The sequence below is a fragment of the Candidatus Defluviibacterium haderslevense genome, from assembly GCA_016712225.1.
GTDB lineage: Bacteria > Bacteroidota > Bacteroidia > Chitinophagales > Saprospiraceae > Vicinibacter > Vicinibacter haderslevensis.
The window spans coordinates 1,782,360-1,804,413 of the sequence record JADJRL010000003.1 but is presented as its reverse complement, the minus strand read 5'-3'; the positions used below and the strand labels follow the sequence as shown (position 1 = coordinate 1,804,413).

Below are 22,054 nucleotides of genomic sequence, written 5' to 3'. Positions count from 1 at the left end.
AAAAATCTAATGAAAACAAATATATTTCCAGCAATAAAACTAACACTAGTATGTCTGGTGTTCTTTATGGGTATCTATACACTTGCAGTTTATGGTATAGCACAATTTACAACAAATAAGGGTAAAGGTCAAATCATAACTCAGAATGGTAAAACCTATTATACCAATATTGGACAGTCTTTTACTGATGTCAAATATTTCTATTCGCGACCATCTGCTGTCGGGTACAATGCAGCAGGAAGTGGCGGAAGTAATAAAGGGCCAAGTAATCCAGATTATTTAGCTGAAGTTCAGGCACGAATTGATACTTTTTTGGTTCATAATCCAGAAGTTAAAAAATCAGAAATTCCTTCCGACTTAGTTACCGCAAGCGGCAGTGGATTAGATCCTAACATTTCTTTGGCTGCTGCCAATGTACAAGTGAAACGCTTAGCTAAAATCAGAAATATTACGGAACAAAACCTTATACAACTTATCGAACAAAATACCGAAAAGCCTATATTTGGTATATTTGGTCCTGAAAAAATAAATGTATTAAAACTGAATCTTGCATTAGATCAATTAAAATAAAATCATAAAAAATAATTAAAATGAAAAAAATACTTTTTGCCACTTTAGCTTTAGGTTTATTTAACATAAAAGCACAAGAATTAACTAAAACCAATCCTCTGACATTTTCAGGCTATGTAGAAACTTATTACAGTTATGATTTTAGCCAGCCCGAAAGTCATGAACGACCATCCTTCTTTTACTCTTTTAACAGACACAACGAAGTCAATTTAAATTTGGGGTTTGTTAAAGCAAATTACACAACAGAAAAAGTTAGAGGGAATTTTGCTCTTATGGGAGGAACCTATGCTCAATATAATTTAGCAGCAGAACAAGGTTTGTTGAAAAACATTTTTGAGGCCAATGTAGGTGTCAAAATTTCGAACAAGAAAAATATCTGGATAGATGCAGGGATAATGCCTTCACACATTGGTTTTGAAAGTGCTATTGGAAAGGATTGTTGGAACCTAACTCGAAGTATATTAGCAGAAAACTCACCTTACTATGAGTCAGGAATTAAACTTAGTTATACTTCAACAAATGAAAAACTATATCTAGCAGCAATGTACTTGAATGGTTGGCAACGAATACAACGTGTTATCGGAAATCAATCACCTGCTTTTGGAACACAGCTAATTTACAAGCCGAATTCAAAAATAACATGCAATTGGAGTACATTTGCTGGTAATGATTTACCTGATAGTTTATCTCAAAAGCGCTTCTTTAATAATTTTTATGGACAAATTCAATTAACCGAAAAATTTGGTATAACTGCGGGTTTTGATATTGGCATGCAACAAGTAACTAAAGATACAAGTGAATATAATACCTGGTATTCACCTGTTTTAATTCTGCAATATAAACCAACTTCAAAAATAAGAATTGCTGCACGGGGAGAGTATTATTCAGATAAAAATGGTGTAATAATAGCAACAAACACTGCCAATGGATTTCAAACATTTGGATATTCCATTAACTTTGATTATTTGCCGACGGATCATGTGATGTTTAGAATTGAAGGCAGAGGATTAAGCAGTAAAGATCAAATTTTCCTCTTGGACAGTAAATCAAACAAAGCCAACTATTTTCTAACATCGTCATTAGGCATTACGTTCTAAAAAAATAATAAAATTAATGAGCATTAACCATCTGGCTTTTTTTTGACTTAAATTAAAATTCTATGGAAGAAACCAGAAAATCAGCACAAGAATTTCTCGATTTAATTAAAAAGTCAAGAAAAGGTAAATTTAAAGTTTACATTGGTATGAGTGCTGGTGTAGGCAAGTCGTATCGGATGTTACAAGAAGCACACACGTTGCTCAAAAACGGTATTGACGTAAAAATTGGATATATCGAGACTCATCATCGAAAAGAAACTCATGATTTATTAACCGGATTGCCAGTTATTCCCAGACGGAAGCTGTTTTACAAAGGTAAGGAATTAGAAGAAATGGATGTTCAAGCAGTAATCAGTTTACGACCTGAAGTAGTTATTGTAGATGAACTAGCTCATACTAATATTGAAGGAAGTAAAAATGAAAAACGTTGGCAAGATGTTATTGAAATTCTAGACGCAGGGATAAATGTAATTTCCGCTGTTAATATTCAGCATATTGAAAGTTTAAACGAAGAAATAAAAAACATTACAGGAATTGATGTTAAAGAACGTATACCAGATAGTGTTTTAGCTTTAGCTGATGAAGTGGTCAATATTGATTTAACGGCAGATGAATTAATCTTGCGTTTAAAAGAAGGTAAAATTTATCAAGCTGAAAAAATCGAAACAGCACTAAACAACTTTTTTAAAAGTGATCATATCTTACAACTCAGAGAATTGGCACTAAAGGAAGTGGCTTCTCAAGTGGAACGCAAAGTAGAAAATGAAGTTACTAAAACAAATTCCATCAAACACGAACGATTTTTAGCTTGCATCAGCAGTAATGATAAAACAGCTAAAAATGTAATTCGTAAAACAGCTCGATTAGCTAATTACTATCATAGTAAATGGTATGTACTGTATGTACAAACGCCAAAAGAAAATTCAGATAAAATTGCATTGGACAAACAAAGACATCTTATTAATAATTTCAAATTAGCAACTGAATTAGGTGCAGAAATAATAAAAGTTGAAAGTACTTCTGTTTCAAAAGCAATAATAGACCAAGCTAGTGAACGAAAAATCACAACGATATGTGTCGGTAAACCTCACTTAAATTTATTCAAAATTATTTTAGCAACAAATGTGTTTAATGAACTTTTGAAAAAATTATCAACAAATAATATTGACCTTGTAATACTATCCTAAATGAAAATTAAAACTAAATTAACACTTGGAGTTGGTCTACTTTTCCTATTAATTATATTACTTAGTGTTGTAGGGGCAACGTATTCAAATAAATTAAAACAAGATACTGAAAATATCCTAGTGGCTAACTACAATACCTTAGAGTATAGTAGACTTATGTTGGTTTCACTAGAAGATAGATCAGAAAAAGCTTATCAAAAATTTGAAATTAACCTTCAATATCAAGAAAATAATATATCAGAAATTGGAGAAAAAGAAACTACAGAAGATTTAAGAAACAATTTTGAAGTCTTTAAACAAAAAAAATCGGACTCCTTGATACTGGGAGAAATTCGCAAAAATATTTTCACACTGATGGATTTAAATATGCAAGCCATCCAACGCAAAAGTGAAGTGGCAAAAGAAACAGCTGATAAAGCTGTTTTTTGGATTGCATTAAGTGGTACAATGTGTTTTTTAATAGCCTTTATTCTACTGGTTAATTTACCTTCTAATATTGCCAATCCTATTAAACAGCTGTCAGAAAGTATCAAGCAAATTGCCTCAAAAAACTATTCTGAAAGAGTACATTTAGAAAGCCATAGTGAATTTGGACAATTAGCAAAATCATTTAACACCATGGCTGAAAAACTTGAAGAATATAATAATAGTAATCTGGCCAAATTAATGATGGAGAAAAAACGAATTGAAACGTTAATAAACAACATGCATGACCCAGTAATTGGATTGGACGAAAACTTGAAAGTAATTTTTGCGAATGAAGAAGCTATTAAAATTATCGGTTTTAGTTTAGCAGAAATGATTGGGCATAATACACATGAATTAGCTCTCACAAATGACTTAGTCAGATCTCTTATCCAAGATTTAAAGATGGTAGATAATGGAAAAGAAACAAAACGTAAACCCATAAAAATTTATACCAATAACAAAGAAGGATATTTTGAAAAAGAGACCTTGCACATATCCATTACACCCACAGGAGAGCAATTATCTCAACTTATTGGTCACGTCATTATTTTGAGAAATATAACTGAATATAAAGAATTAGATTTTGCTAAAACCAATTTTATTGCTACGGTTTCACACGAATTTAAAACACCCATTTCATCCATTAAAATGAGCGCGCAATTATTGGAGAACGAGCAAATTGGTCCACTCAATGAGGAACAAACAAATCTATTAAACAGTATAAAAGAAGATGCAAACCGATTATTAAAAATTACGGGAGAATTGTTAAATATGACCCAAATAGAAAGCGGTAATATTCAACTCTCAATTTTGCCTTCTGACCCAAAAGAAATATTATTATTTGCTATTCATGCCACCCAAACTCAAGCAGATCAAAAACATATTCAATTTGAAATCAACTGCCCTGAAAATAATATTGCAGTTCTCGCTGATACCGAAAAAACCACCTGGGTATTAACCAATCTAATTTCCAATGCAATTCGATACTCTTATGAAAATTCTGTGATTTTTTTATCTGTAAAGCAAAACGATAATAAAGTTGAAATATCTGTTCGCGATACAGGACAAGGCATCGCCCCACAATACAAAAACAAAATATTTGACCGCTATTTTAAAGTTCCGGGAACAAAAATGGAAGGCACAGGATTGGGCTTAGCCATCAGTAAGGAATTCATAGAAGCACAAGGAGGAAATATTATGGTCGAGTCTGAATATGGGTTGGGAAGTACTTTTACAATATCTTTGAATAGCTAACAGAATGTATGTTTTTAGGAAGTTGAACTTACTCCATTGTTTATAAATTCAATTACTATTTGGCAAAATTTTGCAATTAATTAATACATAAATGTTTGAAATACAATTGGTTACTCAAATTGATTTTAAGCTATTGTAAATATTTTTTTACGATTTTATCAATCCCTTTTGCCAATTTATGGTCTTTTTCAGTAATGGTATTTCCAGCATCATGGGTACATAAGACAAAATCAACTTTATTCCATGAATTGGTCCATGTAGGATGGTGATCCATACGCTCTGCTAACAAACTTACTTCAAAAATAAAAGCCATTGCAGTTCCAAAATCCTGAAATTTAAATTGCCCATGAAGCTCATTATTTTTTTCAGTCCACATGTTAAAAGCTCCAATTGAACTGATGAATTGAATGAGCTAAAATTTTAATCAATTTTATGGTTTCCATTACATCTTTTTGGTGTACCATTTCAATTACTTGGTGGATATGTCGTGTAGGAATAGAAAGTGCTCCTGTGATAGCCCCATTTCCGGCTGTCTGAACTGATGCCGTATCCGTTCCACCTGCTGGCAATAATTCTGCTTGCCAGACGATATTAGCTAAAGCAGCTTGTTCTTTTATAAATTTCACCATTCTATAATCACAGATTACACTACTGTCCATAATTTTTATGGCTACGCCCTGGCCTAGTTTGGTTATCACTTCATGGGCTTGTGCTCCTGGTACATCGAAGGCTATCGTTGTATCTACATTGATAGCATAATCCGGGGCTATATAATGAGCGGCTGTTTTAGCACCTCTTAATCCAATTTCCTCTTGAACTGTAAATACTGCATAAACATCTACTTCAGGTCTGTGATCATGTATCAATTTAAAAGCTTCCAGCAAACTATAAACTGAAATTCGATTGTCCAATGATTTAGCATTTATACATTGCCCCATTTGAATTAACTCCCGTTCTCTTGTAATCGAATTACCAATTTCAATATGTTCAATGAGTTCACTTTTTGACAATCCTGTGTCAATAAAATAATCTTTTATGGTCGAATTTTTAGTGCGTTCCTCAGGACTCATTAAATGTATGGGTTTTGAGCCCATAACTCCAATAATATCTTTCTTTCCATGAATAATTACCCTTTGTGCGGTCAAGGTCTTAGGATCAAATCCTCCCAACGGCAAGAATCTTACAAAACCTTCTTCATCAATATGCGACACGATAAAGCTGATTTCATCCATATGTGCTGAGAACATAAGCTTTTTCTGGGATGATTTTCCTTTACAAAAAGCTATTATATTTCCCATAGAATCCAGTTCTATACGATCCGCAAAAGGCTCTAATTCATGTACCAGAAAGCTTCTGATAGCATGTTCAAAACCAGGAGCTCCCGGCGTTTTACAAATAGTGCTTAATAATTCAATATTAATCATATCTTAAAAATACGGACAAAGTTAATAGAAACATTGATTTAGCATCTATCAATTATAATTTTACCATCCATTCCCATGCAGAATGATACACTCCCAATTCCTGACAGTAATCTATAAATTGGCTATAAAATACATCTTGTCCTAAAGTGGCAGAATCTCCAATGACGACTAGCTTTAATTTTGCTCGGGTAATAGCTACATTCATACGTCTGTAATCATTGAGGAAACCTATATCACTCATTGGGTTACTTCGAACCAGTGAAATATAGATAATATCACCTTCTTGTCCTTGGAACCCATCAATAGTACTAACTTTAATGGGCATGACTTTAGATAATAATTCATCCTTAATTAATTCATTTCGAATATATTCAATTTGTTCCTTATACGGTGAAATAATGGATACTGATGGAATTGGATGATCACCAAAAGATTCAATCAATTGATAAATATGTTCCCTTAAAATAAAATACTCACCACTATTAAACCGGCTTGATGTACCATCCAAACTTTCTTCTTCAAATCCACAACCTGCCGTATCTATAAAAACGAGTGGTTCATCACCAAAAAAAGCCAATGTTCTATGAGCTACTTGAGGAGCAGCAATTAATTGATTATTATAAAAATATGCGTTACTAAATCCCATTATCATGGTATTCATCCGATATTGAATATTTAATAATTCAGAAATGGGTGATCTGCTCATATATTTTTCCAAAAGACTTATTCCAAGACCTTGCTGAGCTGCTTCTATACTCTTTACAGTTGGGGGGAGTTGTAAAGGATCACCTGACAAAACAACATGATGAGCCTTTCTTATAGCAATCCAAATGGCTCCTTCAAGTGCTTGTCCTGATTCATCAATAAAGACGTAATCGAAAAACCGATCCTGAATATAACTTGAAGTCGATCCCATCAAAGTACAACAAATGATTTGGGAAGAATCTAATATTTGGTTGACAAGCTTATCTTCCAATTCTTTTGCCCAATTGCCAAGAATTTTAGCTTCCTGTTTCATCATATTTCTTTCGGCTCTTTTAAATTGATCCATAGTTCTATGATGTTTTTGGGCTTCTCGTCTTGCTTGAGCGGCTTCTATTCGTACTTTTTTAATTTGTTTATGATCCGGGTGATTTGATATTTGTCCGTCCAAGGTATGATTCATTAAATCTTCATCAATTCTTGACAAATTACCGATACGCGTGACATGTAAATGATGCCTCGATAATCTTGTAGTAAGTAAATCCGTTGCTGTATTACTTGGCGCACAAACTAATATTTTGAGCAATCGATTTTGATCTAACAAATATTTAATAGCATGCACTAATGTTGTAGTTTTTCCGGTACCTGGAGGTCCATGTATTACTGTGACATCACTTGAACAATTGACTTTTTGGATAGCATTAATTTGAGCTTGATTCAGGCCCTGCAACTGACCAGGATGAAAAATAGTGTTTATATTCGATTGAGCTTCTTTGTACCCCATAAGAACATTTCTCAAATGGGCTAATCTGGATTTTGGATCGGCATTCATAACTTGCTTTGTACTGAATTCCATCTCTCGAAAAGTCCTTTCATCAATTAATAGATCAACTCCAATTCCTCCGTCTGAGATCCATTCAGGAAGGTCTTTGGAATATAAAATGATTTTCATTTTATTTTTATGAATATAATCTATAACCCCTTTGATTGTGTCTTTTTTGGAACCCATTTTCCAAATTCCAACTGAAACGACATTTCCGGCTTTGAATTGGTGTACCTTATCAATGTCCTTAGTACGTTCCACAATAAGATAGGCATAATCACCTATAGAAAATCCCTGATCCTTCACAACAACAGGATGCCAGCAAACCCCAAGATCTCTCTTTTCATTAAGGGATTTAGAAGCAATATTAATTTCAAAAAATTTAATTTCTGCTTCGTGTTCTAAATGTAATAAACGAATATGATCTAGTAATTCAGCTTGTATCTTATCTTCCACAAATGAAATAATTCAATTGTGATAAATTATTGAGCCTAAAAATCATATAGTAAGTGTTTTATTTATTGAAAAAATAGATTCAACTTAGTGTTGAACAATGCAAAGTCAATGTTGAATTAGAAATTCTTTAGAAATTTATTATTCAAAATTAATTAAGGAATCAAATCTAATAAATATACAAGACTTGCCATTGCAGAAGATCCCAATGCAAGTTCACGTGGATGTACAGCATTAATTCGATCAGCAGCAGTATGGTGATAATCAAAATATCTTTGAGAATCCGGTTTTAAACCGAATAAAATACCTTTTTGACTTCTTAATGGTCCAATGTCAGCTCCAGATCCTCCTTTATCAAAATGTATATCGTATGGTGACAATAATTCATCCCATGTTTTAAAAAAGGGCAAGTAATTCTTTAATGCGCTGGAATCACTATCAAAACTAAAACCCTGTGGAGTAAATCCTCCTGCATCACTTTCTATAGCAGCAAAATGGAACTCTTTGTTTTTATTGGAAACTTTAGCGTATTCTGTTCCACCTGCCAGACCATTTTCTTCATTTTGAAAAAGAACACATCGGATTGTTCTTCGTGGTTTATACCCAATTTTTTTTAATAAATAGATCACATCCATGGATTGAACACAACCTGCACCATCATCATGAGCTCCACCGCCTACATCCCAAGAATCCAAATGTCCCCCTACCAAAATGATCTCATTAGGCTTTTCAGTACCTTTTATTTCGCCAATAACACTATAACTTTGTTTTGGGCCTCTGTTTTCACAACTCGTTTTTACATATATTTGAACAGGCCCCTTTTGAGTTAGTTGACTAAGCATCTCTGCATCATTTGTACAAACAGCTATTGCAGGAATTGGTGTGATTCCATCTTCAAATATAGTAACACCGGTATGTGGAAAGTCATCTAATCGTCCAGTCATGGATCTTACAATACATGCTTTAGCGCCAAATTTAGAAGCTACATTTGGTCCAAACACCCTTTGATCAACCGCACCACCATATGCATTAAAAGTGCGAACATGTTTATTATCAAAAGCTCTTGAGAAATAAACAATTTTATCTTTTAATTTAAATCCTAATGCCTTTGCCTCATCTAATGATTTAACCTCAATAATTTCACCACTTATCCCTGTTGTAGGCGTTGCACCAGAACCTCCTAAAGCCAACACTTTGAGCTCCACAGTCCCAATTAATGGATGATTAATGATCCGGGCTACTTCCTCTTTCCCACGATACCAATAATTGACCTGGCATGGTTGATTCCAGACTGTATCAGTACCTATTGTATCTAAAATTTGATGCGTAAATTCAATAGCAGCATAATTCTGTGGCGAACCAGCAATTCGACCTCCTATTTTTTCTGATAAATAATAAAGCCATTTATAGGCCATTTGGTCTGTCAATGCTTTTTCATATATGCTTTTAATTAAATACGAATGTTCTTCAGTGGATTGTGCTTTTAAACCATTTAAATTCATAATAGATAAGGTAAATAAAAAAAAGCCAAATCTTATAAATTGAGAATTAGAAATGTATTTTTGCACTAAGTTTATATTATTCATGTTTTTGTATATTAATTAAATATTGAATTTGTTACTTTATTAAACTATTGTCTCCTTAAATAAACAACAAAGCTAACTATAAATTGACTTCAGCCCATCTATCCATAAAGAGTTTTGTAATAATAAATAGAATTGCCTGTTTAATGAAAATTAATAGTCAATAATCAAAATAATAAAATGGACAAATCTTCATTTTATTTATCTTTTTAATACCATTTACTAATTAACAAATCAAACAATTAAATTCACAATCACAAAATGTTATAAAAATTCAAATTATGAAAAAATTACTTGTATTTCTAGTATTGATATCATGGACCTGCTCACTATTTGGACAAACAGAAGCAGAAAAAAACAGAGCCGCTCAAGAAGCTGAACGCATGAAAAAAATGGAGGCTTCCTTGAAAATGGACATTAAAGATGGTTGGACCCGAAAAGCGGCAATTGGATTAGATTTAGGACAATTGATTAATATTAATCCCTATGTAGGGGCCGGCTCTAATAGAATTGGTTTGGGAGGGGCAATAGGATACACGGCTAATCTTAAAAAAGGTCAATTGGGATGGAAAAATGGATTATTAATTAATTTATCTACCCAACGTATTGGATCTGGCGTTTTAATTGCAGGCAATACTGAAAAACCACCTTTTGAAAAAGCTTTAGATGTATTAACTTTAGGATCTAATATAGCATACCAGTTTAAATCAGGATCTCCTTGGTCTTTTTCATTGGATTTTGTCTTAAATTCACAATTACTTGCTTCACATTTAGACAGTATCTCAAAGAAAACTTATTTAAGAAATACTCAAATAGCGCCTTACAAAACAGGCTTGGTTTCTAAATTTTTATCACCGGCTACTATAACACTAGCACCAGGTATAAAATATGAAAAAAGTAAACATTGGTATGCCTTTTTATCACCCGCAGCAATGAAAATGATCTATATAAATGATAAAAATATTGCTAACCTCGGGGTGCATGGAACTGATTTAAAAGATAAAAATAATGTTTCACTTGGTTATGAACAATCTAAAATTGGTTTAGGTGCTTTAGGTAAATTAGGATATAATAATACTTTTTTAAAGAAACTTAACGTGAATAGTGAATTGACTTTATTTACAGATTATTTGGATAATCCACAAAATATTGATGTGAATTGGTTAAATTCTATAGGCGTAGAAATTTTGAAAGGATTGAATCTTAACTTTAGAATTGATGGTTTTTATGATGATAATAAAAACAATAGTATTACGAATAATGATGCTGTAGGAGGTGTTTTGGGCACAGGAAAGCGCACTAATATCATAGAACAATTATTGATAACATATAATAGAAATTTCTAAATACGCTAGGGTTTGTATAAAATACTATGACCTGATTCTATAATCAGTCTCGTTTTTTTTATTTAAATATCTATACTTAGCTTATATTTCGGCTTTTAGAAGATAAGTCCATGAAAAAATTATTTCTTATAGATGGTCATGCCATATTATACCGTTCTCATTATGCTTTTATAGCAAGACCTTTAATTAATTCCAAAGGACTTAATACTTCTGCTATATCAGGATTTATTAGAACGCTTTGGGATATTATAAATAAAGAGAAACCCACGCATTTGGCAGTAGCATTTGACTTGAGTGGTCCAACCTTTAGACATATTGCTTTTCCAGAATATAAAGCAAACCGTGAAGCTCAGCCGGAAGATATTACTATTGCTTTACCTATAGTCAAAAAAATCATTCAAGCATTTAACATTCCCATTGTAACATTAGAAGGTTTTGAAGCAGATGATATCATTGGTACCTTGGCAAAACAAGCAGCAAAAGAAGGTTTCACAGTGTTTATGGTTACCCCTGACAAAGATTATGGACAATTGGTGGAAGAACATATCTTTATGTACAAGCCATCGAGACAAGGTAATGGAATTGATATTCTAGGACCAAAAGAAATAATTGCTAGTTGGGGAATTAATAGGGTTGACCAAGTTATTGATATGTTAGGCTTACAAGGTGATTCTGTTGATAATATTCCAGGTGTTCCTGGAGTTGGTGAAAAAACAGCAGCCAAATTATTATTAGAATTCGATAATATTGAAAATCTAATTCAAAATGCTGATCAAGTTGCGGGAAAAATCAAAGAAAAAATAATCACCTTCGCTGACCAAGCTATTCTTTCTAAAAAATTGGCAACAATTGATATTGAAGTCCCAGTCCAATTTGATGAAAAAGCATATCGACTCGAAGGATTTGATAAAGTCCAGATTGCAGAAATATTTAAAGATCTTGAATTTAAATCTTTAGCTCAATCCGTTTTAGGTGTTTCAGAAAAACCTAACAGTTTGTTTTCAGAATCAGAATACAATATTCCTCAGGAACAAGCTTCCGCTGAACCCAAACCTTATTCTGTGGCTGACCGAAATATTGATAATACTGAACATCATTATCAATTAGTTCAAACCAATACCGAAATTGAAGAGCTGTTAAACTTACTTAATCAACACGAATCCATTTCATTTGATACTGAAACAACCGGACTCAATGCTACTCAAGTTGAACTTGTAGGAATGTCATTTTGTTTGGCCGAATCAAAAGCCTACTATGTCCCAGTTCCTGATCAACAGATCGAAGCGCAAAATCTGGTAAATCGATTTAAAAATATTTTAGAAGATCCTTCAAAAAAATTCATAGGACAGAATATTAAATATGATATGTTGATGATGCGGCAATATGGTGTGCAAATACCAAAACCTGCATTTGATACTATGATTGCACACTATTTATTAGAACCTGATGCCAGACATAAATTGGATTATCTGGCACAAGCCTATTTGAATTATCGAATGGTGCCTATCGAAGAACTAATCGGGAAAAGAGGCAATGATCAAGGAAACATGAGACAGGTAAGTCTTGACAAAATAAAAGAATATGCTGGTGAAGATGCTGACATGACGCTTCAATTAAAACCAATACTTGAACAAGATTTAATTAAAAATAATTTAGATAAAATCAATGTTGAAATTGAATTACCATTGGTTAAAGTATTATGTGATGTAGAACATGAAGGGGTAAGAATTGATGCTGATTTTTTAAATAATTACAGTGTTGTTCTTGGAGCTCAAATATTGGATGCTGAAAAATTAATTTACCAAAAAGCAGGAACAAGATTTAATATTGCAAGTCCAAAACAAGTTGGTGATGTATTATTTGATAAATTAAAAATTCCCTATAAGTGGAAAAAAACGGCTACTAATCAATATTCTACAGATGAAGATAAATTATCTGAATTAAGTGAAGAACACGAAATTGTTAGAGATATTTTAGAACACAGAAAATTATCAAAATTAAAGTCAACTTATGTTGATACGCTTCCATTATTGATAAATCCAAAAACAGGTCGGGTTCATAGTTCCTTTAATCAAGCAAGGGCTGCAACAGGTAGGTTGTCTTCTGAAAATCCAAATCTTCAAAACATTCCTATAAAGGGAGAAGCCGGGAAAGAAATTAGAAAAGCATTTATTCCTCGTAATTCAGAATATATTTTGTTGTCGGCAGACTACAGTCAGATTGAACTCAGACTCATTGCTGAAATCAGCAAAGAGGAAGCCATGATGGATGCATTTATCAAAGAACAAGATATACATAGAGCAACAGCAGCAAAGGTGTATGGTGTGCCTTATGATGAGGTAACTTCAGACCAACGTAGAAATGCAAAAACTGTAAATTTTTCAATTCTTTATGGCGCTGGGTCAACTAATATTTCAAGACAATTGGGTATTCCAAGAAATGAGGCAAAAGAATTAATTGATCAGTATTTCAAAACTTATAATGGCTTGAAGACTTATATGGGTTCAGTAGTTGAGGCCGCTAGAAAAGATGGTTTTGTTCAGACCATGTTGGGTCGAAAAAGAGTACTTAGAGATATCAATTCCAAAAATGCATTAGCGAGATCAGTAGCTGAACGAGTTGCGATCAACACTCCCATTCAAGGAACAGCAGCTGACCTAATTAAACTAGCTATGATTCATATTCATCAAAAATTTGGTGAATTAAACTGTAAGTCAAAAATGATATTACAAGTACATGATGAATTGGTATTTGATGTACATCGTGATGAACTTATAATGGTAAAAGAAATCGTAGAATATGAAATGAAACATGCAATTCCAAATTTAACCGTACCTATTGAAGTAGGTATGGGTACAGGCGAAAATTGGCTCGAAGCCCATTAATCATTAATCTAGAACATATGAAATTTGACAATCCTAAAAGTGTTATTGAATTAGCTCAAAAATATCAACTGAAAGTAATCGGTAATAAGGAACAATTAGCTTTTGGAATTAATGAAATTCACAAAGTGACCTTGGGTGATATTACCTTTGTTGATGTTGAAAAATATTATAATAAATCGCTTCATTCATTAGCTTCAATTATTATCATTAACAACGAAGTCGATTGCCCACCAGGTAAAACTTTACTCATATGTGAAAAACCCTTTGACGTCTATAATGATATTGTAGCCACTGAACGTCCACTCATTCCATTAACTTCCCAAATTAGTTCTTCTGCATTAATTCACCCGGAAGCAATCATCGAACCCGGCGTTGTGATTGGTCATCATGTTGTAATTGGTGCAGGGTCTCATATTCAGGCTAATGTTTACATTGGCGAATATACTGTTATAGGTAATCAAGTTAATATTCAAGCCGGTACAATCATTGGAACTGATGCTTTTTATTATAAAAAAACAGATGGAGTTTATAATAAATGGAGATCTTGTGGACGTGTCATTATACATAATGATGTAGAGGTAGGGGCGGGTTGTACAATTAATAAAGGGGTTTCTGGAGATACAATAATAGGACAAGGAACTAAAATTGATTGTCAGGTCCATATTGGTCATGGTGTGGTAGTGGGAAAACATTGTTTGTTCGCGGCTCAGGTGGGCATTGCAGGAAAGACCATAATTGGAGATCATGTTACATTATATGGTCAGGTGGGTGTTGCACAAAATTTACATATTGGATCTAATGTTGTAGTATATGCTGCTTCAGGAATTGGAAAAGATTTGGAAACAGGCAAAACTTATTTTGGCAGTCCAGCAGATGAAGCGTTAATAAAATTTAAGGAAATTGCAGCGCTCAAGCAATTACCAGAAATGATTAAGCGAAAATTAGGAAATTAAAATAAAATTACACTTTTTTATTTAATGTGAAGAACCTACTTGTTTATCATAATCAATTCCTTGTCTTTTAAGAATAGATTTAACTATAAATGCAAAAATAGCCAAGTATAAAAAGCAAATTACTGTAATCCAATAGGATTGATGAATTCCAATCGATGGAATATCTGCCAGTTTTCCTTGTATTGGAGGAATAATACCGCCACCCAATATCATCATGACTAAAAAGGCTGAACCTTGTGTTTCATATTTACCAAGTCCGGCCAAAGAAAGAGAAAATATACACGGCCACATGATAGAACAAAATAATCCACCACTTAAAAAAGCATAAATGGAAATTTGTCCAACAGTAAAAAGACCAATCAACATAGCAACAACACTTAACAAACTAAATAACATTAAAGTGAGAACAGGTTTATCTTGTGTCATGAAAAATGCTACAATTAAAACAAAAACACAAAATACATAAAAGTATAATGGACTCATATCTTTTTGCGCTATGATGTTTAATAACAAAACAACACCAAATGCAATTAATGGTATAACAATTAATAATACATTTTTTATTCTCTTGGATGGATTAAATACCGGTATAGCTCCAGTCCATCTTCCAATCATTAAACTACCCCAATACATTGAAATGTATGGTGCAATATCAGAAGCTTGCATGGAACCAAATTCTTGAAGTTTTAACAATTGACCTAAATTACTTTGAATAGAAACTTCAACTCCTACATAAATGAAAATGGCGATCATTCCTAAAATAAGTTGTGGATACTGCAATGCCCCCCAACCTACTGCCGATTTTCGGGATGAGACATAAGCGAAACTCAAGCCACCAATAACAGAAAATAATGCCCCTAAAAGCCATAAAAATCGATAATGTTCCAAATTTAAAAGTGCCTCATTCGATAAATTTGAAATATCATTTTTATAACTATTGAATACTGGGATAAAACACGCAACTAATAAAATAGTAATCGTAATCAATGCCCACATTGCTTTATTTGCTGGTGCTAAAGTTGCATCAAAATAACCTGCAGGAACTTTTTTTGACAATCCAAATAATAATGCAGCCAGAAGAAATAACAAACCTACGCATAAATATAAAACAGTCACTTTATCAAGACTTAGAGATTGTAATAAATCATCACTAAATGAGGTGGTCCCAAACAACACTAACGCAACTACAATGGGACCAATTGTGGTACCAAAAGAATTAACTCCACCTCCTAAGTTAATTCGATGTGATCCTGTAGCTGGGTCACCTAATAACATTGCAAATGGATTTGCAGCTGTTTGTTGTAATGAAAATCCTAAAGCTAAAATAAAAAACGCAAACAAGAAAAAACTAAAACCATGTTCTCTTGATCCTGTTTGAACTGCAATGATCATAGCTATAGAACCGATTAAGGAAAACAACAAACCATAAACTATACTTCGTTTATATCCCCATGATGAAACAAGGTCTTTGGACCGTTTATTACTAATCACAAATAAAATCAAAGCACCAATGTAATAAGCACCATAAAAGGCGAAATCAACCAACTGACTTTGAAATTGGTCTAAATTAAAATAATGTTTGCAAAAAGGGATAAAAACACCATTACCAGCTGCAATAAAACCCCAAAAGAAAAATACAGTTATTAAAATTGATAAAGCACTGTAATTTGTTGTTGTTTTTTGTTCCATGTTCGATTTTATTTGATCGCAAGATAAACAATATTCAAATATGGTCTAATATTAGATTTTATTTAATTTGGTTTAAGGATTTAATTCAATCATTTAACAAATGAAATGCAAGTTTTTAATTAATTTTGAGGTCTAAACAGGATTTCATAAAGTCCTGTTCAATGAACTGTTTCAAAATAATTTTTGATAAAAAATTACAATAATTATTTACAAGGACTTTAAAAATAACTATTGTATTTAATTTAAATAAATCTAATATGAATTATTCTATTGCCATACATGGAGGAGCTGGCACTATATTAAAATCTGAAATGACAAACAAGCAGGAAGCAGATTACCAAGACGCTTTAAATGAAGCATTAACAGCTGGATACGAAATTTTGGATAAAGGTGGGTCAAGTCTTGATGCAGTTGAAATAGCAGTAACTTATCTTGAAAATTGTCCTTTATTTAATGCAGGTAAAGGTTCTGTATTTACAAATCAAGGAACTCACGAAATGGATGCCTCAATTATGAATGGGGCGGATCAAAGTGCTGGAGCTGTCGCTATGCTACATGCTGTCAAAAATCCTATAAACTTAGCCAGATTAGTTATGGAAAAAACTTCACATGTTTTATTAGCTGGTCAAGGGGCAATGGATTTTGCAAACCAAATGAAAGTAGAAATGAAAAATGATGATTATTTTTTTAATGAATATAGATATCAACAATGGCTAAGTGTTAAAGAAAGTCCAGACATGATTTTAGATCACACAAGTTCGAAAAATAAAAAATTAGGAACAGTAGGCGCAGTTGCTCTAGATCAATTTGGAAATATGGCTGCAGCAACTTCCACAGGAGGAATGACGAATAAAAAATTTGGAAGAATTGGTGATACTCCTATAATCGGATCAGGAACATATGCTAACAATAAAACTTGTGCCATTTCATGTACGGGTTCTGGTGAATATTTTATTCGTTGTAATGCAGCATTTCATGTTCATAGTTTAATGAAATATGCAAATTTTAATTTAACTGATGCTTGTGATGAGGTAGTACATAATATCTTAATGGAATTAGGTGGTGATGGCGGCCTCATTGGTATCGATTACCAAGGTAATGTATGTTTATCTTTTAATACCGAAGGAATGTATAGGGCATTCAAAAAATCTAATGGAGAACATTTTGTAGGAATTTACAAATGATTAGATGTTTTAAAGAATTCTACAATAGTTTGATTCTATTAGTTATTGAAAAAGAAATATCTTGCGGACTGAATATTTAATACTATTATGAGCCAGTATCTTGATGAACTTAATGACATTCAACGCCAAGCAGCAAGTCAAATAGAAGGACCTGTAATGGTTATAGCTGGTCCCGGGTCTGGAAAAACAAGAGTTTTGACCTATCGATTAGCTCATATGATTCACTCTGGGATCAAGCCTTGGAATATTTTGTCTCTAACATTTACAAATAAAGCTGCACGTGAGATGACAGAGCGCATTGAACATGTAGTTGGAAATGAAGCAAAAAAAGTATGGTGTGGAACATTTCATGCCATTTTTGCACGAATATTGCGGGTGGAAGCGCCTAAAATAGGCTATCCAGCTAATTTTTCAATCTATGATACGGATAATACTAAAAGTTTAATAACAGAGATCATCAAAGAACTTAATTTAAATCCTAAGGATTATAATGCTAATACCGTTCGCTCTAGAATTTCAAATGCAAAATCTAACTTAATTACTCCAACCTTATACGAAAGAGATGAAGAACTTTTGGCGCAGGACCAAATGAATAAAATGCCTCAAACAGTAACTATTTATAAGAGGTATTTTCAAAAATGCATTCAAGCCGGAGCCATGGATTTTGATGATTTATTGTTACAATTATTCCGATTATTTCAAGAAAATCCGGAAGATGTTCTTACTAAATATAGAAATCAATTTCAATATGTAATGGTAGATGAATTTCAAGATACTAATTACTTACAATATGCAATTCTAAAAAAATTGGTATTCTATCCAGGAAGTAAAAGAAATATTTGTATAGTTGGTGATGATGCACAAAGTATCTATTCATTTAGAGGTGCAACAATAAAAAATATTCTTGATTTTCAAAGTGATTTACCAGATGTAAAAGTTTTAAAATTAGAGCAGAATTACAGAAGTTCGGATCATATCGTTCAGGCAGCAAATGATGTCATTACAAATAATTCAAGACAAATAAAGAAGGAAATCTGGACTTCTAAAAAAGACGGATATAAAATTAAATTAGTTAAAGCAGCTTCTGATAATGAGGAAGGGCGCAAAATTGCAGATCATATTATTGAATTAAAAAATAGATATCATTTAAAAAATACCGAAATAGCCATTTTGTATAGAACGAATTCTCAATCAAGAATATTCGAAGAAAATTTAAGACGAGTAAATATTCCTTATAAAGTTTTTGGAGGAATGTCCTTTTATCAAAGAAAAGAAATAAAAGATTTGATTTCTTATATTCGCTTGGTTATTAATCCTAAGGATAACGAAGCTTTTAAAAGAATTATTAATTATCCTAAAAGAGGTATTGGAGATTCAACCATCGAAAAATTTTCTGCTTATTCTGATGCAAACAATACATCACTCCTTGAAAGCACTCAGCATGTAAATATAGGAGGAAAAGTTGGTCAAACTATACAAATGTTCAATTTGCAAATTAAAGAAATGCAAGACCAAGCTGCAAAAAATAATGCCTACGATGCAGCAATGTATATATATAAAATATCTGGATTATCAACAGAACTCAAACAAGATATTACAAATGAAGGTATCTCCAGATTAGAGAATGTAATGGCACTATTAGATGGGATAAAAGATTTTTCAGAACAAGATGAATATAATGAAGAATTAAGTAACGACCGATCTTTGGCAGCTTATTTGCAAACTATCGCATTGATAACCTCATTAGATGAAGAAAAAGAAGGATCTGATTATGTAACTTTAATGTCCATCCATTCTGCAAAGGGCTTAGAATTTGACGCAGTAATTGTTGGAGGGTTGGAGGAAAATTTATTTCCAAGTTATATGTCCATGTCATCGCCTGAACAATTAGATGAAGAACGACGATTATTTTATGTTGCGATAACCCGGGCGAAACAATTTTTAACCTTAAGTTACGCAAGGACTAGATACTTTTTTGGAAATCTAAAAACAAATGATCCCAGTCGTTTTATTGAAGAAATCAATTCAGATCGTTTTGAGGTTGATACGACAGCCAGAAATACTGTTTTTTCATTTACAGATGATGAGCCAAAATCAAAAAGTGTATTTGTGGAACGTAAACCGACTATGGTTCCTGCTGATTTGTATAAAAATTTTAATGCAAGCAATCCTAATAATATTCAAACAGGAATGATCGTTTTGCATCAAAAATTTGGAAAAGGTAAAGTGCTGAATATCGAAGGAAGTGCTGATAATAAATTAGCTACCATTTTTTTTCAAGAGGTGGAAAATCCATCAAGAAAAATAATGCTAAAATTTGCAAAATTAGAAATAGTACTTTAATGACATTGAAGCATTCAAATTTTTATCATACTTTATTTTTATTCTTATCCTTTTTACAAATTCTAAGTTCCCAAAATATAACTTGCATTCAAACCGAAATACTCCCAGAAGCATTAGATGAAACTTCTGGTATTATTAGTCTAAATCAAGGTCTTAGTTATTGGACTATTAATGACGGTGGTAATGATCCAATTCTATATGAAATAAATACCAAAAGTGAAATACTTCGGAGAGTCGTATTAAAAAATGCTTCTAACATAGATTGGGAGGATTTAACTACAGATTTTAAACAATATGTCTATATTGCCGATTGTGGCAATAATACAAATCGATCTGATAAACATGCTATTTATCAAATTCTTATTTCGGATCTTATTACAAAGGATAGTATTTCTGGTAGACGTATAGAAATTACTTTTGATCCAATAAAAGCCTTAAAAAAATACCATTTAGACATAGAGGCGATGTGTTGGGCAGATCATAAATTATATTTATTTACGAAAAATTGGTCCTCCTGGATCAAAAATAAATCAATTGTGTATTGTTATGATACTCAAATTGAATCGGATCATTTGAACGTACACTCAATAATAAACTTGGGTTGGCACTTTTTTGCAGAACAACAAATTACCGGCGCATGTTATGATAATGAATCAGAACATATATTTTTAATTTCTTCTACTTCAATATATAAACTTCCAAAAATTCAATTAAATAAAGAAAAAATCAAAATAAAGAAAAGATATGGAACGTTTAGCTTTTTAAGCCAAAAAGAAGCCATTTGTTCTATTGGGCAGGACCGTTTTGTGATAACCCAGGAAAAAAATAAACAATTAAGACAAAAAGCGACTATTTTTGAAGTTTTAGTTAATCAATAGTAAGTTACATTATTTATATTAATTAATCAAATGAAAGGCATCAAGTTAAATTCGAAATCTAAATAATGGATGTTTATACACGTACCGGTAGATTGAAATTATATTTGGCCATACTAGGCATTTTTTTTCTGATCATTCCCCTTTTTTATGCCAATTATTTAGCCCAAAATTTAGCCATCAGAGAGAAGACTCATGTTGAAATTTTAGTTAAAACATTGCAATTTATTTCAAATAATTCTAATAATGACGATGACTTAACCTACCAAAGTGAGATTTTGGAGAAATTAAATGATTCACGTGTAGTGACAATAAATCAATCTGACGAAATACAATTACACAATTATAGTGAACCCGCAGATACAGCCGCAATTTTAGCCAGAGTAAAACGATCCAATATTACTCCTTTAACAAGTCCCGATTACAAAGCCATTTATTTCGAATATCCTAAAATTTTAACCCTAATCTCTTACTTTCCGTTACTTCAATTATTACTATTATTATTTTACATTACTATAGCGTATGCAGTCTTTAATTTGTCTCGAAAGGAAGAGCAGAATAGAGTTTGGGTTGGTATGGCAAAAGAAACTGCACATCAATTGGGAACACCTATATCCGGTATCATGGGTTGGTTGGATAATTTACGAGAATCCGGTATCAGTGATGATGAGCAAAGGGAGATCATGAATCATATGGAAATGGATATCACAAAATTGCAACAAGTTTCGGATCGGTTTTCAAAGATTGGTTCAATTCCTGAATTGCAAAAAAAATCATTGCCAGAAGAACTTCAAAGATCGCTTATCTACATGAAAGCGCGCGCATCAAGTAAAATAGATTTTAAACTTATATTCAATGAAGATCAATTTTATTTTGCAATGATCAATTCTAATTTGTTTTCGTGGGTTATAGAAAATGTAATTAGAAATGCCTTGGACGCTATGGATGGTCAAGGGTTCATTACGATTCGCTTGTTTTCAATTCATAATGTTAATCATATTGAAATAGAAGACAATGGAAAAGGAATTCCAAGTTCAAAATTCAATACCATTTTTCGTCCAGGGTATTCTACAAAATCAAGAGGATGGGGACTAGGATTGTCCTTGGCAAAACGAATTATTGAAAATTATCATAATGGAAAAATATATGTTAAATCGTCTGTAGAAGGCGAAGGAACAACCATAACAATTCAATTGCCCACAGTATGATCATTAAATG

Annotated in this window: 16 protein-coding genes; 11 read left to right on the top strand and 5 right to left on the bottom strand. The window is 32.4% G+C overall.

All coding sequences use genetic code 11. From position 1 onward, the window contains the following. Positions 1 to 9 precede the first annotated feature (9 nt). The 4 genes from IPK88_07285 (at position 10) to IPK88_07270 (ending at position 4,576) form a co-directional block, all read left to right on the top strand. Positions 10 to 570, top strand: a complete 561-nt coding sequence (locus IPK88_07285) for a K(+)-transporting ATPase subunit C (GenBank protein ID MBK8243211.1) — start codon at positions 10 to 12, stop codon at positions 568 to 570. 20 nt (positions 571 to 590) lie between these two features. Further along, positions 591 to 1,667, top strand: coding sequence for a porin (locus tag IPK88_07280; GenBank protein MBK8243210.1), 1,077 nt, complete (start codon positions 591 to 593; stop codon positions 1,665 to 1,667). 62 nt (positions 1,668 to 1,729) lie between these two features. Beyond that, complete coding sequence (locus tag IPK88_07275; protein MBK8243209.1) at positions 1,730 to 2,854, top strand: universal stress protein; 1,125 nt, start codon at positions 1,730 to 1,732, stop codon at positions 2,852 to 2,854. Continuing rightward, a complete protein-coding gene (locus IPK88_07270; protein MBK8243208.1) occupies positions 2,855 to 4,576 on the top strand; it encodes a HAMP domain-containing protein in 1,722 nt (573 codons plus the stop codon). A 130-nt stretch (positions 4,577 to 4,706) separates the two neighbouring features. On the opposite strand, the gene IPK88_07265 is transcribed toward IPK88_07270, so the two are convergent. The 4 genes from IPK88_07265 to IPK88_07250 form a co-directional block, all read right to left on the bottom strand. Further along, the gene (locus tag IPK88_07265) at positions 4,707 to 4,952 is read right to left on the bottom strand and encodes a 4a-hydroxytetrahydrobiopterin dehydratase (protein ID MBK8243207.1); all 246 of its coding nucleotides are present in this window, start codon (positions 4,950 to 4,952) and stop codon (positions 4,707 to 4,709) included. A gap of 1 nt (position 4,953) precedes the next feature. Beyond that, positions 4,954 to 6,000, bottom strand: a complete 1,047-nt coding sequence (locus IPK88_07260) for a M42 family metallopeptidase (GenBank protein ID MBK8243206.1) — start codon at positions 5,998 to 6,000, stop codon at positions 4,954 to 4,956. A 52-nt stretch (positions 6,001 to 6,052) separates the two neighbouring features. Further along, positions 6,053 to 7,981, bottom strand: coding sequence for an AAA family ATPase (locus tag IPK88_07255; protein ID MBK8243205.1), 1,929 nt, complete (start codon positions 7,979 to 7,981; stop codon positions 6,053 to 6,055). 152 nt (positions 7,982 to 8,133) lie between these two features. Further along, positions 8,134 to 9,564 (bottom strand): M28 family peptidase, encoded by a 1,431-nt coding sequence (locus IPK88_07250; protein ID MBK8243204.1) that lies wholly within the window; start codon positions 9,562 to 9,564, stop codon positions 8,134 to 8,136. Positions 9,565 to 9,842: 278 nt separating this feature from the next. On the opposite strand from IPK88_07250, the gene IPK88_07245 reads away from it, so the two are divergent. From IPK88_07245 to IPK88_07235, 3 genes are all read left to right on the top strand, one after another. Further along, a complete protein-coding gene (locus IPK88_07245; protein MBK8243203.1) occupies positions 9,843 to 10,907 on the top strand; it encodes a DUF3078 domain-containing protein in 1,065 nt (354 codons plus the stop codon). Positions 10,908 to 11,017: 110 nt separating this feature from the next. Beyond that, positions 11,018 to 13,792: a DNA polymerase I gene (gene polA / locus IPK88_07240; GenBank protein ID MBK8243202.1), complete on the top strand. Its 2,775-nt coding sequence runs from the start codon at positions 11,018 to 11,020 to the stop codon at positions 13,790 to 13,792. Between the two features lie 17 nt (positions 13,793 to 13,809). Beyond that, positions 13,810 to 14,745, top strand: coding sequence for a UDP-3-O-(3-hydroxymyristoyl)glucosamine N-acyltransferase (locus IPK88_07235; GenBank protein ID MBK8243201.1), 936 nt, complete (start codon positions 13,810 to 13,812; stop codon positions 14,743 to 14,745). Between the two features lie 21 nt (positions 14,746 to 14,766). Here the strand turns inward: IPK88_07235 and IPK88_07230 are convergent, their stop codons facing one another. Further along, positions 14,767 to 16,434, bottom strand: a complete 1,668-nt coding sequence (locus tag IPK88_07230) for an MFS transporter (GenBank protein MBK8243200.1) — start codon at positions 16,432 to 16,434, stop codon at positions 14,767 to 14,769. Between the two features lie 257 nt (positions 16,435 to 16,691). Between IPK88_07230 and IPK88_07225 the strand changes: the two genes are divergently transcribed. The 4 genes from IPK88_07225 (at position 16,692) to IPK88_07210 (ending at position 22,044) form a co-directional block, all read left to right on the top strand. After that, positions 16,692 to 17,618: an isoaspartyl peptidase/L-asparaginase gene (locus tag IPK88_07225; protein MBK8243199.1), complete on the top strand. Its 927-nt coding sequence runs from the start codon at positions 16,692 to 16,694 to the stop codon at positions 17,616 to 17,618. 87 nt (positions 17,619 to 17,705) lie between these two features. Continuing rightward, the gene (locus tag IPK88_07220) at positions 17,706 to 19,961 is read left to right on the top strand and encodes a UvrD-helicase domain-containing protein (protein ID MBK8243198.1); all 2,256 of its coding nucleotides are present in this window, start codon (positions 17,706 to 17,708) and stop codon (positions 19,959 to 19,961) included. Further along, positions 19,961 to 20,839 carry a hypothetical protein gene (locus IPK88_07215; GenBank protein MBK8243197.1) on the top strand — a complete coding sequence of 293 codons (879 nt, stop codon included), beginning with the start codon at positions 19,961 to 19,963 and terminating at the stop codon, positions 20,837 to 20,839. Before IPK88_07220 ends, IPK88_07215 begins: the two co-directional genes overlap by 1 nt. Positions 20,840 to 20,904: 65 nt before the next feature. Then, the gene (locus IPK88_07210; GenBank protein MBK8243196.1) at positions 20,905 to 22,044 is read left to right on the top strand and encodes a HAMP domain-containing histidine kinase; all 1,140 of its coding nucleotides are present in this window, start codon (positions 20,905 to 20,907) and stop codon (positions 22,042 to 22,044) included. Positions 22,045 to 22,054 lie beyond the last annotated feature (10 nt).

What these genes read in the sequence shown, in the direction of transcription:
- IPK88_07260 (MBK8243206.1), bottom strand. Translation starts at nt 6,000, where the DNA reads ATGATTAATATTGAATTATTAAGCACTATTTGTAAAACGCCGGGAGCT.
- IPK88_07250 (MBK8243204.1), bottom strand. Translation starts at nt 9,564, where the DNA reads ATGAATAATATAAACTTAGTGCAAAAATACATTTCTAATTCTCAATTT.
- IPK88_07285 (MBK8243211.1), top strand. Translation starts at nt 10, where the DNA reads ATGAAAACAAATATATTTCCAGCAATAAAACTAACACTAGTATGTCTG.
- IPK88_07235 (MBK8243201.1), top strand. Translation starts at nt 13,810, where the DNA reads ATGAAATTTGACAATCCTAAAAGTGTTATTGAATTAGCTCAAAAATAT.
- IPK88_07230 (MBK8243200.1), bottom strand. Translation starts at nt 16,434, where the DNA reads ATGGAACAAAAAACAACAACAAATTACAGTGCTTTATCAATTTTAATA.
- IPK88_07265 (MBK8243207.1), bottom strand. Translation starts at nt 4,952, where the DNA reads ATGTGGACTGAAAAAAATAATGAGCTTCATGGGCAATTTAAATTTCAG.
- IPK88_07270 (MBK8243208.1), top strand. Translation starts at nt 2,855, where the DNA reads ATGAAAATTAAAACTAAATTAACACTTGGAGTTGGTCTACTTTTCCTA.
- IPK88_07245 (MBK8243203.1), top strand. Translation starts at nt 9,843, where the DNA reads ATGAAAAAATTACTTGTATTTCTAGTATTGATATCATGGACCTGCTCA.
- IPK88_07215 (MBK8243197.1), top strand. Translation starts at nt 19,961, where the DNA reads ATGACATTGAAGCATTCAAATTTTTATCATACTTTATTTTTATTCTTA.
- IPK88_07275 (MBK8243209.1), top strand. Translation starts at nt 1,730, where the DNA reads ATGGAAGAAACCAGAAAATCAGCACAAGAATTTCTCGATTTAATTAAA.
- IPK88_07225 (MBK8243199.1), top strand. Translation starts at nt 16,692, where the DNA reads ATGAATTATTCTATTGCCATACATGGAGGAGCTGGCACTATATTAAAA.
- polA (MBK8243202.1), top strand. Translation starts at nt 11,018, where the DNA reads ATGAAAAAATTATTTCTTATAGATGGTCATGCCATATTATACCGTTCT.
- IPK88_07210 (MBK8243196.1), top strand. Translation starts at nt 20,905, where the DNA reads ATGGATGTTTATACACGTACCGGTAGATTGAAATTATATTTGGCCATA.
- IPK88_07280 (MBK8243210.1), top strand. Translation starts at nt 591, where the DNA reads ATGAAAAAAATACTTTTTGCCACTTTAGCTTTAGGTTTATTTAACATA.
- IPK88_07220 (MBK8243198.1), top strand. Translation starts at nt 17,706, where the DNA reads ATGAGCCAGTATCTTGATGAACTTAATGACATTCAACGCCAAGCAGCA.